Source organism: Paenibacillus sp. GCM10028914 (genome assembly GCF_042666275.1).
Classification (GTDB): domain Bacteria; phylum Bacillota; class Bacilli; order Paenibacillales; family Paenibacillaceae; genus Paenibacillus_AQ.
The window spans coordinates 402956-419603 of sequence record NZ_JBHTFO010000018.1; the positions used below are offsets into that span (position 1 = coordinate 402956).

At 42.8% G+C, this 16648-nt stretch carries 14 protein-coding genes; 8 read left to right on the forward strand and 6 right to left on the reverse strand.

What is annotated here, in order from left to right:
- Positions 1 to 55: 55 nt before the first annotated feature.
- Positions 56 to 688, reverse strand: coding sequence for a GNAT family N-acetyltransferase (locus tag ACFQV5_RS22325; RefSeq protein WP_379250134.1), 633 nt, complete (start codon positions 686 to 688; stop codon positions 56 to 58).
- A gap of 283 nt (positions 689 to 971) precedes the next feature.
- On the opposite strand from ACFQV5_RS22325, the gene acsA reads away from it, so the two are divergent.
- Positions 972 to 2696, forward strand: a complete 1725-nt coding sequence (acsA, locus tag ACFQV5_RS22330) for an acetate--CoA ligase (protein ID WP_379250136.1) — start codon at positions 972 to 974, stop codon at positions 2694 to 2696.
- A gap of 181 nt (positions 2697 to 2877) precedes the next feature.
- On the opposite strand, the gene ACFQV5_RS22335 is transcribed toward acsA, so the two are convergent.
- Both ACFQV5_RS22335 and rpsD read right to left on the reverse strand, forming a co-directional pair.
- Positions 2878 to 5937, reverse strand: a complete 3060-nt coding sequence (locus tag ACFQV5_RS22335; RefSeq protein WP_379250138.1) for a transglycosylase domain-containing protein — start codon at positions 5935 to 5937, stop codon at positions 2878 to 2880.
- 471 nt (positions 5938 to 6408) lie between these two features.
- Positions 6409 to 7008: a 30S ribosomal protein S4 gene (gene rpsD, locus ACFQV5_RS22340; protein WP_379250140.1), complete on the reverse strand. Its 600-nt coding sequence runs from the start codon at positions 7006 to 7008 to the stop codon at positions 6409 to 6411.
- A 535-nt stretch (positions 7009 to 7543) separates the two neighbouring features.
- Between rpsD and ACFQV5_RS22345 the strand changes: the two genes are divergently transcribed.
- The 5 genes from ACFQV5_RS22345 (at position 7544) to ACFQV5_RS22365 (ending at position 12470) form a co-directional block, all read left to right on the forward strand.
- Positions 7544 to 9523, forward strand: coding sequence for a sensor domain-containing diguanylate cyclase (locus ACFQV5_RS22345; RefSeq protein WP_379250142.1), 1980 nt, complete (start codon positions 7544 to 7546; stop codon positions 9521 to 9523).
- Positions 9524 to 9659: 136 nt separating this feature from the next.
- Entirely contained in the window at positions 9660 to 10436 is a 777-nt protein-coding gene (locus tag ACFQV5_RS22350) for a hypothetical protein (RefSeq protein ID WP_379250144.1), read from the forward strand.
- 114 nt (positions 10437 to 10550) lie between these two features.
- Positions 10551 to 11666, forward strand: coding sequence for an aminopeptidase (locus ACFQV5_RS22355; RefSeq protein ID WP_379250146.1), 1116 nt, complete (start codon positions 10551 to 10553; stop codon positions 11664 to 11666).
- A gap of 94 nt (positions 11667 to 11760) precedes the next feature.
- On the forward strand, positions 11761 to 12006 hold the full coding sequence (locus tag ACFQV5_RS22360; protein ID WP_379250148.1) for an HPr family phosphocarrier protein: 246 nt from the start codon (positions 11761 to 11763) through the stop codon (positions 12004 to 12006).
- Positions 12007 to 12182: 176 nt separating this feature from the next.
- Complete coding sequence (locus tag ACFQV5_RS22365) at positions 12183 to 12470, forward strand: Fpa/YlaN family protein (protein ID WP_169503374.1); 288 nt, start codon at positions 12183 to 12185, stop codon at positions 12468 to 12470.
- Positions 12471 to 12640: 170 nt separating this feature from the next.
- Here the strand turns inward: ACFQV5_RS22365 and cax are convergent, their stop codons facing one another.
- Positions 12641 to 13711 carry a calcium/proton exchanger gene (gene cax / locus ACFQV5_RS22370; protein ID WP_379250151.1) on the reverse strand — a complete coding sequence of 357 codons (1071 nt, stop codon included), beginning with the start codon at positions 13709 to 13711 and terminating at the stop codon, positions 12641 to 12643.
- A gap of 157 nt (positions 13712 to 13868) precedes the next feature.
- Between cax and ACFQV5_RS22375 the strand changes: the two genes are divergently transcribed.
- Positions 13869 to 14255 (forward strand): Asp23/Gls24 family envelope stress response protein, encoded by a 387-nt coding sequence (locus tag ACFQV5_RS22375; RefSeq protein ID WP_379250153.1) that lies wholly within the window; start codon positions 13869 to 13871, stop codon positions 14253 to 14255.
- Between the two features lie 33 nt (positions 14256 to 14288).
- Here ACFQV5_RS22375 and ftsW read toward each other — a convergent pair whose 3' ends face one another.
- Positions 14289 to 15512, reverse strand: coding sequence for a putative lipid II flippase FtsW (gene ftsW / locus ACFQV5_RS22380; RefSeq protein WP_379250155.1), 1224 nt, complete (start codon positions 15510 to 15512; stop codon positions 14289 to 14291).
- A 10-nt stretch (positions 15513 to 15522) separates the two neighbouring features.
- Positions 15523 to 15870, reverse strand: coding sequence for a YugN family protein (locus ACFQV5_RS22385; RefSeq protein ID WP_379250157.1), 348 nt, complete (start codon positions 15868 to 15870; stop codon positions 15523 to 15525).
- Positions 15871 to 16133: 263 nt separating this feature from the next.
- On the opposite strand from ACFQV5_RS22385, the gene ACFQV5_RS22390 reads away from it, so the two are divergent.
- Entirely contained in the window at positions 16134 to 16637 is a 504-nt protein-coding gene (locus ACFQV5_RS22390) for an NUDIX hydrolase (protein WP_379250159.1), read from the forward strand.
- Positions 16638 to 16648 lie beyond the last annotated feature (11 nt).

Genomic DNA, 16648 nt, shown 5'->3' on the forward strand with positions numbered 1-16648 from the left:
GAAAGGCGCTGCTCTCCATTTCTGGAAGGCAACGCCTTTTCTGCTATTTAGTCTATTAATACATAAATCGCTGTTGGAATCTTATGCGGTCGAACTGTTCTTGGGAAGATAAAGGTACCTGCTTTCCGATCTTAACCATTAGACAGTTAGCTGGGTGGGAACAAATTTCTGGATCATCGGTTGCGTACCATTCCATTTCTACGACTTTCATTAACCGCTCCATCATTTTACGGTAATCCCACACGCTTAATCCACTTCCCTTAAGATCCCAGTGCCAATAATATTCTGTCGTAAAAACGATATATTGCTCCATTTGTCCATCTTCAAAAGCGGTTTGAATCATTTTTTGTCCGAGTCCCAAAGAACGGTAATCCTGTGCTACTTCGATGGCTCCAAGTTCGATCAAATCTTCCATTTTTCCTTGTGACCATCGTTCTTGCTCATCAGGGTAATGAAAGGTTACATATCCAACGATAGTCTCCTCGTCCCGGGTAAGGATGATCCTTCCCTCCGGCAGGCCCGCAATTTCTACCAGCGCTTCATGCTGTTCCGCAGGACGTCGAAATGCATTGAGATCAGGGTGCATATTCAGCGCAGAAAGCCGCTGGGGCGATACGGGGCCTTCAATGATTAGGCGGCGGTCTTCAGGAAACAAGAGGTGAGACTTGTACAGCTTGCAGTGTTCCATCCGGTACGCTCCTTTCAAGTACATACCCTACTTATAGCAAAAAAATAAAAAAATGAAAAGCAATGACAGGAAATCATATCCTATGATATAATCTTTTCGACATAAAACCTTCACAATTATATTATTGACTTTCATGCTCTCTCTCAATTTTTTTTAGGTCAAGTACCCAATGATTTTAGTCTCGCAGCTGACCTGATGTTAGTGAATTCTAAGGTTTCATTCATATCAATTGTAAGCGCATGCAAGATTAGGAGATTAGTTTAAGTATGAGGAGGATCCAATTATGAATCAAACGCATACCGAGGTACTGCCTAGTGAAGTTTCTGTTTCCAATATGAACAATTACGAGCAAACAGCTGCTCATTTTTCTTGGGATGAGATTGAACGTCACTTCACATGGTATGAGACAGGTAAAGTCAATATGGCTTATGAAGCAATCGACCGCCATGTAGCAGAAGGACGGGGAGAGAAGACGGCATTGCTGTATAGTGACGCTTCCCGTGATGAAGCTATCACCTTTGGTCAGTTGAAAGAACAGTCCGATAAGTTCGGAAATCTGCTTCGTAAATATGGTGTAGGAAAAGGAGATAGAGTCTTCATTTTTATGCCACGTTCTCCTGAGCTTTATGTAAGTTTGCTAGGGACTATAAAGGTTGGTGCGGTGGTAGGACCTTTGTTTGAAGCCTTTATGGAAACAGCAGTAAAAGATCGGTTGGAGGATAGTGGGGCAGTAGCCTTGGTTACAACACCTGCATTGCTACCACGTGTTAAACGTGATGAGCTTCCTGAACTCAAACATATTTTTCTTGTTGGAGAGAATACGCAAGAAGACGAAGGACTCATTGACTTTTTTAGTGAAATGGAAGGCGCATCCAGTGAGTTGGAGATTGAATGGTTAGATCGCGAAGACGGTATGATCATCCATTATACCTCCGGTTCAACAGGCAAGCCTAAAGGTGTATATCATGTGCAGAATGCAATGGTTCAACATTATTACACTGGTAAGGTTGTTCTGGATCTGCGTGAAGATGATGTTTACTGGTGTACGGCAGACCCAGGTTGGGTTACCGGAACAGCCTATGGAATTTTTGCTCCATGGCTTCACGGAGTGACAAACGTAATTCGAGGCGGTCGTTTCAGTCCACAGGATTGGTATGGAACGCTTGAGAAATATAAAATATCGATCTGGTACAGTGCTCCAACCGCTTTTCGTATGTTGATGGGCGCAGGCTCCGATTTAATCTCCCAATACGATCTGAGCAATTTGCGACATGTGATGTCTGTAGGAGAGCCTCTTAACCCTGAAGTGATACGTTGGGGGTATAAAGCATACAAGCATCGCATCCATGATACATGGTGGATGACGGAGACCGGAGGACAGTTGATTTGTAACTATCCAAGCATGGCGATCAAGCCTGGATCTATGGGGAAACCAATTCCGGGTATAAAGGCAGCCATCCTTGATGATCAGGGGCGTGAGCTTCCGCCATACTCCATGGGGAACCTCGCTATTAAAACAACATGGCCTGCGATGATGAGACAGATTTGGAAGAATCCAGCGAAGTATGAGGAATACTTCCGGATTCCGGGATGGTACGTATCCGGTGATTCTGCTTATATGGATGAAGAAGGGTACTTCTGGTTCCAAGGTCGAATTGATGATGTTATCAATTCTTCCGGTGAGCGGATCGGTCCTTTTGAAGTAGAGAGCAAGTTGCTAGAGCACCCTGCGGTTGCTGAAGCTGGTGTTATTGGGAAGCCGGATGCAACGAGGGGAGAAATCATTAAAGCGTTTATCTCCTTAAATGGAGGCTATGAGCCTTCACAAGAGCTTAAAGACGATATTTATCGCTTTGTAAAAGAAGGGCTGTCAGCGCATGCAGCTCCGCGTGAAATCGAATTTAAAGACAAACTGCCAAAGACGCGTTCTGGTAAGATCATGCGTCGTGTTCTGAAGGCGTGGGAGTTGGATCTGCCTACAGGCGATCTATCGACTATTGAGGATTAATTATAGTTCGTTATAAAGAGAACAGCCCTTGAGTCATTGGACTCTGAGGCTGTTCTTTTTATTTTCTAAGTGGACAAAACAGTTTGAGGACGAATTCTTTTACGAAGAGTTCAGGATAGAAAAAAAGGGTGTCTCCAATAGGTCACTAGACCTTTGGAGACACCTTGATGGGTACACTAATTTATTGTTTCTCAAAAAAGACAGTTGACGATGGTGAAGATTCCCCTAGATTATTCACAGCCGTAACCCGAAATGTTCCACTGATCGGATCACTGCTCTGGTAGTTAAACTCATTCGTTGAGCTTGTTCCGAGCTGTTGATAAATTCCGTCATTGTTAGGACTGTATTGAATGGAATACAAACTAACGTGGTCCTCAGCTGGATTACTGCTCCAAGTCGCTCTAAATCCTTCAGGAGTAGCTTGGATACTTAGTTGTCCAGGTTGTTGAGGAACCGTTGTAGGGCCCTGAGAATTGGTGTCAGGAGTCTCTTGTGTTCCATCCTCTGGTGTTATATCGTCAGGCTCATCACTCTCGTCAGGTGTTGAATCAACAACAGGATTGTAACCAACGATAGCGCTTGGCTCAGATGCTTTGCCTGCTACGTCTACTGCAACAATATAATAGCTAGCGTTTCCGCTTACTGTAAATTGCTTTGTATCGTCTGCCGCGACAATTTGTCCTTGATGCATATAAGGACTGCCGTTCACCGAACGGTAGAGTCTATAGCCCACTACATCAGGTGATCCGCTAGGCGAGAAGGTGATGACACCATTGGAGTAACTGAGGTTTTTCGGAGGGGTTGGAGCCCTTCCATCGTCGACTCTTGGGTCAACCTTCGTTGGCATACCTTTGTTAGCATCCTCTGGAATGTAGAATTCTAATGATTCATGGTTTCCGCGCATAACAGCGAATGCCGCTTCAAGTTCCTTGATCAATTCATCAATTGGTTTTGCACGTTTAATGACGATCTGTTCTTTAAGGAAATCTGAAGGTGTCCCATCTCTAGGAATATAATTAGCACCTTTGTACGTAATGTATTTAGCTTTAGCCAAACTGTCGTCTCTTTCCGTAGGAACAAACTTTTCATTAAACAAATCTGTTACAAATTTGTCAGTCAGTTCTGTTGGGAGTTTTCCGCTGTATGCTGATACTGTTTTAGATACGATACCATCTGGTTTTTTAAACTCTTTGGTCTGGAACAAGTCAGGCTTTAGACTAATAGCCTCATTCATGACCTTGGACCAGATGTTTTGAGCATGGGTTCTTTGAGGTTTAGCAAGTGTATTCTCAGAGTACTTATAACCTACCCATACACCCAAGGTGATATCTGGAGAGTAGCCCAAAAACCAACTATCCCCGTAGTCTTGGCTCGAACCGGTCTTACCAACAACCGGTACTGAATCAAAGTGTTTATAGTTACTACGAACAGTACTTCCCGAACCATTTGTAATAACGGTACGCAGCATATCAGTCATCAGGTATGCAGTTTGACTAGAAAATACCTGAACAGGTTCAACCTCGTGTTTATAAATAATCTTACCATTAGCATCTACGATTTTATCAATCATATAAGCGTCTGCAAATTTTCCTTGGTTACCGATAGCACTGTAAGCATTGGTCAACTCTTCGACAGAGAGACCGTAAGTAAGCCCACCTATTACACCAGTTTTTGCGCTATAGTCTCTGTCCACAAGGGTGGTTATACCCAGCTTTTTAGAGAAATCCAAGGCTTTCTCGATTCCGATAGCATTGTTAAACAGATCTAGAGCAACGGTATTGATTGAATTATTTAGTGCTTCACGTGCGGTCATAAGTCCTTTATAACGCCAATCAACGTTTTTAGGGATGTGGTATCCTTTGGACCCGTCCTTCAAAATAACAGGAGAGTCATCCACAATGCTGCCTGGTTGAACCTTGCCTTCTTCAAGGGCAGGTAAGTAAGCTGCAATTGGTTTCATAGCTGACCCTGGTTGCCGCACCATCTGGGTAGCGTAGTTCATTTCTTCTGTTTTGAAATCCCGGCCTTCAATCATACCTAAGATGGCACCGGTTTTGTTGTCGATCATCATAGCAGCGGTTTGTTCTTTCCCTTTAACTTCATCATCAGGGAAGAAATTGCTGTCATCCTCTGCAATTTTCCGCATTGCTCCATAGATGGTACGGTCAATGGTTGTGTAAATACGATATCCGCCCGTGCTCAGTTGAACACGCGCTTCTTCCATTAGATCGCCATTCTCTTTTGTTTTTTCGCCATCAACATTTGGATTGTTAAGCTCCATTAATATTTTGGAAGCTTGACGCTCAACTTCCATCATTAGATATGGATAAGTAACATAGGCTTTCTCAGTGCGTGGAGCAAGTGATTTCTTGATATCAAAAGCTATAGCCGTTTTATGCTCTTCCGCCGTGATTTTACCTTCTTCCAGCATACGGTCAAGCACCAGTCTTTGCCGTTTCATAGCACGGTTGAATGACTTTTCATCAAACTCCCCGATACCATTAAAAGCAGAGTATGCGGACGGGAGCTGTGGAAGACCAGCAAGATAAGCAGCCTGAGCAATATTCAGTTTGTTCAGATCACTGATGTTAAAGATACCTTTAGCTGCTGCTTTGATACCAAACACATTATAGCCATTTGAACCGTTACCAAACGGCACCTTATTCAGGTAGGCTGTAATGATCTGTTCCTTAGATAAAAAGCGTTCTAGACGTAGCGATAACAGTATTTCTTTTACTTTACGGTCGCTTGTCTTGTCTCTGTTCAAGAATGCTTGACGCGCAAGCTGTTGCGTAAGCGTACTGCCGCCTGTCTGAACTGGCTCGTTTAGGAGACGCTGTTTCACAGCGCGGGCAGTTCCCATGTAGTCGATGCCATTATGTGTGAAAAAACGGTTATCTTCTATGGATACGATTGCATCAATGACGATTTGCGGAATGTCATCATAACTCACTGGTCGTCGATCTTCTTCTGTCCTAAGCTGCCCAATAGGGGAACCATCGCCAAAATAGGCGAAGCCAGTAATTGCGTTATCATTCATCTTCTGTTCAATGAGAGCTCTCGATCTTACAGGTTCATCTTTAACGATAGAGGTTACATAACCTAAGACGGCTCCACCAGCGAACAACGCTCCCATTAAACCAATTACAAAAAGCCAGCCCAGTACCGATCCTATTTTGCGTCCAATGGATCTCTTAGGAGGGCGTTGTTTTTCTGGCTCCTTTTTTTTCTCCTCAACCATGAATGTTACTCCTCCTTTTAACGCACCTATTATAGCATAAATCGACGCATTTGAATCATCATATCGCATCCTGTCGTTCCCATTTTATGGAGTTTTATGAAAGGCGAAAATAAATGGTAAAAATTGATGCCGAATTTTCGTTTTGAAGGACCAATAATGGCTTTTTGCGGTAAGAATATAAGCATATTCTATTTCTGACTGTTTGTAGTTAGGTTATTACGGAAGAGCGTATTTTTATCCTTGGAAAATAAAAGATGGTTTTAATGTTTCATTCAACGAGGGATGTGCAGGAGAGAGGGGAACATCATTTTAACGGAAGAATGGAATGTTACATAGTTTGAGCATAGAAAATGACGAGTTAACTGCAGATTAATCTCATGATTAGAGAAAAAGTAAGCAGTGAACTCGTCATTATATAGAAATATAGAACAAACCGAAGGCGATAGCCTCCGGTTTGTGGGAAAGTCGATCTTAACGGTTGTAGAATTCGACGATTTGCTTCTCGTCGATATCTTGAGACAACTCGGAACGCTCTGGAAGACGGATGTACTTACCTTCCATTGCAGTTTCATCGAACTCAAGGTAAGCAGGAAGGTGAACACGATTAGCCAAAGCATCTTTAATTGCAGAAAGGCCACGGCTTCTTTCACGAAGACCGATTACATCGCCAATGCTTACAGCATAAGAAGCGATGTCGACTTTTTTGCCATTAACAGTTACGTGACCATGTGCAACCAATTGACGAGCACCTGCGCGGGAGTTGCTGAAGCCAAGACGGTAAACGAGGTTGTCCAGACGGCTTTCAAGCAAGAACATAAAGTTCTCACCGGCAATACCCTTCATGTGTTGTGCTTTATCAAACAGGGTGCGGAATTGTTTCTCACCCAAGCCATACATATGACGAAGCTTTTGCTTTTCTTGAAGTTGCAAACCGTAGTTGCTCATTTTTCTCCGTTGGTTAGGACCGTGTTGGCCTGGAGGGAATGGGCGTTTCAATTCTTTACCAGTTCCGCTAAGGGAGATGCCCAAACGGCGGCTTAATTTAAATTTAGGACCGGTGTAACGTGCCATGTAATATAGACTCCTTTGTAATTAAGTTTCAATTAGGGCTCTATTTGCGCCGTATTTGTTTATTCTGTCCGGTATCCGGCAGATCTGACGGGAAAGTTCAGCCGCTGTCCTGTCAGCAACAAATAACGTGAGGGTGACACAACGATTCCGCCCAAATTCAAATGAATGCATTGCATTCTCATCAACAATAAATATTATATGAAAAGCTGATATAAAGTCAAGTTGAAGATAACGACTAAGATTGTCTAAATTTGTCGATAGGACTATGGACCTAAAAAATATGAACAAAAAGACGATTTTTTAATGCAAAAGTGGGTAGAAAAGAGTAAAATATATTTTATAGTAATTATTTGATTAGTCCAAGTACATAAATATCGTGGTAACTGTTTAAAGTATCGTGGTAACTGTTTAAAGTGAAATACTCTCAAGACAGCCTTACTATTTTAGATATCATAGACAATATGGATGATTATGTAATATCTGGAAGGTTTGGGGCTATAACGGAACTTTATAATGATGCAAAGGAGCGCCCTTTATGTCAGAAGAACAAAGGAAAGTTTTTGAAGGCTCTTCCGGTTCTACGGCCATGGCGTTAGATAAGAGACGAATTCCTGAAACTGAATCTGATACATGGCATCAATCATTAGACATAACACCTTCGGATTTTCCTTATCTTCAACGGTTAATGGAAGAGAGTTTCGAAGAGTGGAAGAGAGAAAGCTCCGGACTCGAAATGGTTTCCAAATCGGATTGGGTGATTATTGGCCCGAAGGGGGAATGGGTAGCTGGCTCTCTTGAATTACAGGATTATTTCCTAGCCGGAGACGACGACACATTAAAATGCGTTTTAGAATTTAAAAAAACGTTAACTAGTTCAAGTGAAGAACGTCTTGGTGGAAAAACGATTTGTGCCGTGCCTATATTTTCAAGAATTCATCATGACTTATTTGCTGTATTGATTAGCGTCTCACCTGCATACATAGATTCTGAGCAGATTCAGTTTATGACCGAATCTTCTGCCATTACGCTGAAGGTTTGTTTCTACCGACGATTTGAAAATATTTTTATCAAAGATATGACGAAGCTTCATCGTCTAGCTGAGCGAGATGCCAGTAGACGTTCCAATTTATTTCAGTATGTGAGAAGGATGCATACCCAAATTGACGTGGACGGAGTATTTACGGAATTGTTGGATAGCATCCTTGTTTTCTATCCTTACGTCAATGTGCATTTGTTTATGTCACAGGACCATCAGAGCAGCCATCCCTTGGTACATCCGCTTTTGCTTCACCATTGGCAAGAGGAAGTGTATGTACGCACCTTTATGGAAGGTGCTCTCACTGTTTGCGAAGATACAGAGAGAGAGAAGGCCGAAATTGGTGTTCCAGTGGGGGGAAAGCAAGGGGTATATGGTGTTCTCCATCTTCAAGTTAAGCAAGATCAAGTATGGGAGATAGATCTTGAACTGCTCGGAATGATGGCGGATGCCGCAGGAACTGCTTTTGAAAATGCTAAATTGTACGAGCAGTCCAATCTGATGATATATGAGCTTAGAATGATCAATGACTTAACCCAGCAGTTGAGCAAAAGTTTACAGCTTACAGACATCTATCAATTCGCTAGTGATGAACTGTTAAAGATATTATCGGCAGAGTACTGCTGTATTTTAAGTTATAATGAGGATTTTGGCGGACTTGAAGTCGTATCTTGCAATGTTCCTGCGCTAGTTGGGGAAATATTCGAGAAGAATTACGGTCTTGGCGGGCTTGTGTATCATTCCAAAGAGTCTATGTTTTTGGCAGATTATTTGGAGGAGCATCCGATGGAATCAAAATTGATGGAGTCGACAGGCTCTAATTCAATGATGGCTACCCCTCTCATGGTAAATGGAGAAGTAAGGGGTGTTATATTATTAACTCATCGAAAAAGACATTATTTTTCCTATGATAATTACCGGCTTTTACAGGCGTTAACAAGTCATATTGGACTTGCCGTTGGAAACGCCTCGTTACATGCGGAAGTACGGTGGATGGCGAACCGGGACATGTTGACCGAACTGTATGCACGTCATTATCTAGATGAGGCAATTCATGAGTGCCAAAACCGAGATTTTTGTGGTTCGCTGATTGTGGTGGATATCGATGAGTTTAAGCAAGTTAATGATACATTTGGACACCAGCGAGGCGACAAAATATTAAAACAAGTCAGTAACATCGTGAAAACTTCTATTCGGCATAGTGATATTGCAGCCAGATGGGGTGGAGAAGAGCTTGCGGTATATTTACCTGGTCTTGGTATCGAACAGGCTTTTCAGGTGGCCGAGCGAATACGCTTAAGAGTTTCAGAAGAGACAGACCCAAGGGTTACCGTATCCTGCGGGATCTCGGAATGGAGCTGGGAGCATGACAGAATTAGTGTCGAATCTCTGTTTTACCGGGCGGATATGGCTTTGTATGATGCCAAGAACGGCGGGAGAAATCGAATTGTGATTGAGAAAACAGAAGTTTCTGAATAAAGAAAACCCAGCGGCTTGTCGTGCCGTTGGGTTTTTTCTGCATAAATGGCATGGAGGCGGTTAGTCTAAGAGGAATGAATTTAAGAAGGGCTGATTACAATTGATGATATTCATAAGAAATGTACACTTTCGAAGCATGGTGCTGTGGCTGGTTGTGGTTTTTTGTCTACAAGCTTGCGACGGAGAGAAGCTTACCGCGGAAGAATCTTTTAACAGAGCAGCTTCAGGTCTGGCAGGGGTGGATAATCTAGTGTTTAAAGGCAGTGCTGTGATCAGAAGTGACGGCAATGGTATGAGTGAGGAGCTGGTCGCTTATGAGGGCCAATTGCAGGATCATAAAATGCTCACGATAACAACGACATCTCCTTCCTCGACGAGAATAACTGGGAAGATAAGTTTGGAAGGGAAGAGTCAACAATTGGTGTCTTACAAAGCTCGTGAGCTTCCTCATGCTTACGGACAGTCTGAGGCAGAATGGCTAAATCCCTTAGAACAGTTGGAATTCGTAGGTGAGTCTGATAAAAAAGTAACCGAAGAGTCGGGTGCAGCCCGTGGTACGAAGGCACTTCGAATTGAATTATCTTCCGAAGCTTCTCAGGAACTAACAAAGAGGGCGTTGACGGGACAAATGCTAACACTTCGTAGTCGGATGGACCAGAAGGGGGATGTACTGTATACCGAAGATCCTAAGGTAAGGGCGAAGCTTCAAAATGTATGGGAGAAGGAAAATCAAGAATTGTCCCGTTTGCTTTCTAAGTCGAATGTAAAAATGGTCTTTCACATGACCATTAATCAGAAATCTTATTTGCCTCAAAGATTGTCCGTTGAGCGTACTATTACTTTGGAAGACACTTCAGGAAAGCCGAGAGTTGAAACATTTGTTTCAGACACTAAATTTTTAGAATACAGATAAAATTCAGAGCAGTGGCTGACGTTAGACCGAATAGCGTGATACAATATACTAATGAAATTTACCGCTGTTCAATTATGCAATTGAGCAGTGAAACAGCTTAAGGAGGTTAACACGATGCGTGATCCAAGAATTCAAAAATTAGCAGAAAATCTGGTTGGTTACTCGGTAGATATGCAGCCGGGAGAAAATGTGCTGATCGAAATGATCGGTTCAGAGCGTGATTTGCTCAATGCCATTGTTGAAGAGGTAGGGAAAAAGGGAGGGCGCCCTTTTGTTCAGCTTACGGATAAGACAGTACAACGTGCGATGCTGAAAAACGCAACGAAAGAACAGCTTACACTTTGGGCTGAGTTCGATTTGAACCGGATGAAGGAAATGGATTGTTATATTGGTATCCGTGCCGGTGAGAATGTGAACGATCTGGCTGATGTGCCTGAAGAAAACATGAAATTATACAATGCTTTATATTCTCACCCTGTACATAGCGAAGAGCGTGTAAAACGCACAAAGTGGGTCGTTCTCCGTTATCCTAACGCTAGTATGGCTCAATTGGCAAATACGAGCACAGAAGCATTTGAAGACTTCTACTTCGACGTATGCAATCTGGATTACTCCAAAATGGATCGTGCACAAGATCCGCTGGCAGAATTAATGAGAAAGACAGATAAGGTTCGAATTGTTAGCCCAGGAACAGATCTTACATTCTCGATCAAAGGTATTGGGGCTGAAAAATGTTCGGGACAGAAAAATATTCCAGACGGTGAAGTTTACACTGCACCAGTTCGTGATTCTGTAAATGGTACGATTTCTTACAACTCCCCATCCTTGTACAATGGGATTACCTTTGAAAATATTAAATTTACTTTCGAGAACGGTAAAATCGTAGAGGCGACAAGCAACGATACAGCACGTCTAAACGAAATTCTTGATTCTGATGAAGGTGCTCGTTATATCGGTGAGTTTGCGATCGGCTTTAATCCATATATCTTGACCCCGATGAAAGATATTTTGTTTGATGAGAAGATCGCTGGAAGCCTGCATTTTACGCCGGGTCAAGCTTATGATGTAACAGACAATGGAAACCGTTCTTCTATCCACTGGGATCTGGTATTGATTCAGCGTCCAGAATACGGCGGCGGCGAAATCTATTTCGATGACGTATTGATCCGCAAAGACGGTCTGTTTGTTATTCCAGAGCTGGAAGGACTAAACCCTGAAAATCTGAAATAGGACGAAATATAGTTGCATAAGAAAACGGATTCAAGGTATCATGAAGGAGCACGAAGAGCACTTCTAATATCTTTAAGTTAACGGAGGGATTCGTATGTCCAATACTAATGCCACAGTTGTAGACATTTCTCAGACCGCAAGTCAGTTCTCTTCCTCAATCGTTTTGCAAGCTGAGAATAAGTACATTGATGTTAAGAGCATTCTTGGCTTGTTCACTACGCTTGTGAGCCATCAGAGCTATGAGCTTCATGTTCATGGTCCTGACGCTGATGAAGCTAAAAAGGCGATGATTGATGTATTTACTAAGCATGGCCTGAATGTAACTGTAGTTGCTGAATAATATCAGCGAAAAAACATCCTTCCATGCATGGAAGGATGTTTTTTTTAATATATGAAATAGTAAGTGTAACAAAAAGATACTGAAAGCACTTTTCAAGTGCTTCTTGTATTGATATGAGATTTCGTCTAATATTAGAGGTAGAACCGTGCTCTGATATTGACATAGGGGGGAAGATCATGACTTCATCTGATTTGCAAGAACAGCTTAATCTTAAAGCGATTAGTCTTCTACATGAAGATGCAGATAAAATTCAAAAGCTCATTGAAGTGCAGATGGAGAATCTGGCAACCCGTTACTGCCCACTCTATGAGGAAGTGCTGGATACCCAAATGTACGGATTTTCAAGAGAAGTCGACTTTGCTGTTCGCGCTGGACTTCTTTCGGAAGTGACAGGGAAACAGCTGCTCAGCAAGTTGGAGCGTAATCTGGCTCTTTTATATGAAGCCATGAATCAAGCCGAATAGCCTGTCGTATACAGGCGATACATAGAAACGCATGTGAGGATTTGTCGGCATGCGTTTTTTTGATGTTGTAATGGATTAAATAACAGAGGTACAGCTAATAGGCGTGTTTCACGATATAAATGATCCGTGTAACACGCCTATTTTGATGCGTAGCTCATAAAAGGTAGAGGTTATACCAGGTAAAAGGAGACGCCTAATATTACATACACTGCTAGAAGCATGAGTCCCTCGTACCAGTTGGTTGCACCATCCTGTGTGATTGATTTCGCAATAAAGACGGCTACGCCGATCGCGACGAGCTCAATGGTCGTAAATACGATATCCATCGTATTTCCCATGAAATAGCTGATAAACACCAGTACAGGGGCTACGAATAATGCGATCTGTAGACTGCTGCCTACGGCAATTTCCACTGCAGCGCCGATCTTGTTCTTCATAGCCAGCATAATGGCTGCACTGTGCTCTGCAGCGTTACCTACGATCGCTACAAGGAAAGCACCTACAAATAGTTCACTGAGGCCGTATTCGTGACTGACAGGCTCTAGGACGCCAACCAACCATTCACTAACAAAGGCAACCATCACGGTAGCCACAACAAGGTAAACAATAGAACGCCCTTTAGTCCATGTAGGAGCGTGTTCATGTGGAAGCTCTGCTTCACCATCGTTGCTCACATCATTGAGATAGTCCTTATGCGTGATCATGGAGAACAACAACCATGCCAGATAGGCAACAATGAGTATACCTGCAACAATGAGGCTTAGAAATTTTGTGTCCGACTCTGTTATGGAGTGAGTGTTTAGAAATACAGCTGGAATAAAAAGGGCGATGATTCCAAGAATCATCAATGAACCGTTTAATCCCGCGAGGGTAATGTTGTATTTCTGGATCTTGAATTTCAAGCCTCCCGCAAATATGCTGAGACCAAGGACCAGCAACAGATTCCCGATAATAGAACCGGTAATACTGGCTTTAACCATATCGAATAGTCCTTGTTTCACTAGGAGGATGGCAATAATGAGTTCGGCTGCGTTACCGAATGTTGCGTTTAGGAAACCACCGAGTCGTTGTCCGGCGTAATGGGCCACACTTTCTGTCGCTTTTCCTAGAAATCCAGCGACAAAAATTACGGAAATGGCTGAAAGAACAAATTGCAGTGTGAAGTTCCAACCTAAGAAATGACCTGCTGCACTAAGCAGGAATGTAATGACTAGCAGTGCTGGATTCAGCCATTTTTTCAAGATGAACACCTACCTTATTAATATGTAAAAAATTGATTATCCATTTACCATATACCCATAATAATACACAAAATAACGCAAGTTTAAATCAGAGATTTGCTTTTTGGGCCTGTTAGGATTTACAATAACGGATAATGAGGGTGAAGGAGGATATGGCATGGCTGAACAACTTCAACTGGATAACGGTTTAATTCGAATATCGGATGATGTCGTCTCGAAAATTGCCGGAATGGCTGCCCTGGAGACTCCTGGGATCGCAGCGATGTCTGGTGGTTTGTCTGAGGGCTGGGCGAAACGCCTTAGCGGTAAAAATGTACAAAAAGGTGTGACTGTGGAGGTAGGTCAGCTGGAAGCAGCGATCGATCTTCGCATTATTGTCCTGTATGAGACACCGATACATGAAGTGTGCCGTATGCTTCAGCAAAACGTTCGTGAAGCTGTAGAGAGCATGACGGGACTTCGAGTGGTGGAAGTTAACGTTAAAGTAGAAGGCGTTGCTTTTAAAGATGATGAAATTGAAGACGTGTCTTATCGCACGAAGTAAGTTAGTTTAGAAAAGCATATGACAGAAAAAAGACTACCGGGCTGGCCGGTAGTCTTTTTTGACTACAGATTTTACATGTTCTTCTTTATCTGGTCGATTGCTTTCTCTGGAAATGCTCAGCATAATTCCCATAGCTAGCATCATAACAAGTAGGGATGATCCGCCGTAGCTGATAAATGGAAGAGTAACACCGGTGATCGGAATGGTGTTTGTCACTCCGCCGATATTAATAAATGCCTGAATCGCGATCAAACCCATGATTCCAATTCCGGTTAGTGTTCCGAAAGGGTCTGGGCAGCGAAGAGCAATGATAATACCTCTCCATATAAAATACAGATAAAGCAGTAAAAACATCGCCGTACCTATAAATCCAAATTCTTCCCCGATGACAGAAAAGATAAAGTCGTTATAAGGGTTGGGTAGATAATGAAGCTTCTGGACACCCTCGCCGTACCCAGCTCCTGTCAAACCCCCCTGGCCAATGGCGATGAGAGATTGAACCAGGTTATAGCCTGTACCAGATTCATCCTTGAAAGGATCTAGAAACGCTTCGATCCGACCTACTTTGTAGTTACTGCTTGAGCTTGCCTCAGCACCACCGCCGGAGGAACCGAATAAGGAACCAACACCGATCGTTAAAGCTAGACCGAGTGCAACAAGTGATATACATGCCGTAATATGCTTTAGGCTTGCACCGCCGGCATAAATAATGAGTCCACATGTAGCTACGAGAATGAAAGTTGAACCCAGATCGGGTTGCAACATGATCAAACCTGCCACAATACCTACGATAATGAGTACGGGGAAGAATCCACCCTTCCACTGCCGGATTCGTTCACCTTTCTTCGTAATTAAAGCAGCGAGGTACACGATGGTAGCAATCTTTGCGAGCTCGGTTGGTTGAATACCAAGACCAGCAAATTTAAACCAGCTTACAGCACCGTTTGTAGCCTGTCCGAAGACAACAACGAGAATAAGTAGTAATAAAGATAAGAAAAAAATAGGTATAACAAGCTTTTTGTATTTCTTGTAGTTGATGTTCATTGCCACCAGCATAATAAATGCACCTAGAACGGAGAATATGAGCTGTCTTTTAGTATGGTATAGAGGATCATACCCGTGAGGCTTACTAATGACAGTCAAGCTGGAGCTGGAACTGAACACCATGATTAGTCCGAATCCCACCAACAGCAAGGTGAGGATCAGCAACTGGAAATCTGGCGTCCCTCTCTTGGGCTGTGGTTTTGTTGTTTTCATAACATTACCTTTACGCTTCCAGCAACGATTTCAGTTCCTGTAGCTTCTTTGTAGCTACGTTTAGCACAGGCTGTGGAGCTGGAGTTTCATATTCCAGTCCGTGTGGAAACGTCGCTCTCCCTAAGTAAACGGCTTCAATTTGAAGCACAGTGTCTGGTTTCTCGAGCTTTCCTTCCACAGCGCGAGTGTTGATGCGTAGGAAATATTCTGCATCACTTTTCTTATCTTCAATTTTCAAATCATATGTAGCGCGGTAGTATTCCCACTGCCAGCGGATAAAGCCTACCTTCTCAGCACTTTCATCGAGATAAGCCAAATCACTTTTCAAGCCATCCAAGCCCGTATTTTCAAAAATCATGGCGTTAGTAACCCCCTTAATTAGTCCCTACAAAGTTCTTTAAATATGATAGTATGTTTCAAGAACTTGTGCAAGCACAAGCCTGTGGGTACGTTGTTAAGTGAAGAGGATTGCTGTAGGAAAAAATGACCATTTTGAAGTATATCGGTCGTTAATTTTCTGATACAATGAAAATTATTATAGACGTTTCTTAAGAGGTTAGGGTTCTTTAGCTTAAGGTTTATATATTCTTATGATGATTTCATAGGAAAAGAGGGGCTAAGATGAACCGTGCAGTTTATCAATCGGAATTTTATATTGTAGAGGAAACGAAGAAACAAGAGGTTATTGTGCATGATCTTATCCCGGATTCGACATCTGTAGTGGTTATCCATAAGGGGTGTGTTTTACTCGTAACTCAGTACCGGGAAGCCGTTGGTGAGCAAACTTTTGAGCTGCCGGGCGGCACCATAAAACCAGGTGAAGATAAGATCATCGCGGTACAGAGGGAGCTTGAGGAAGAAGCTGGCGTTTTGTGCGGTGATATAAAATATGTAGGAAGCGCTTACCCGATGGCCTCGCTCGTGAACAGACAAGTGCACTTTTATTTTACGGATGACGTACGGAAGGTTACAGATCTACAGCAGGATGAAGATGAGGATGTTATTCCTGTATGGGTCCCTCTGAGGAACGCTTATAGAAAAATGATCAATGGCACCAGTAACGACAGTATGATGGGTCATGCACTGCTGCTGTGTGCACTACATGGATTGCTAAAGCTAGATTGAGTTGTTCTGGC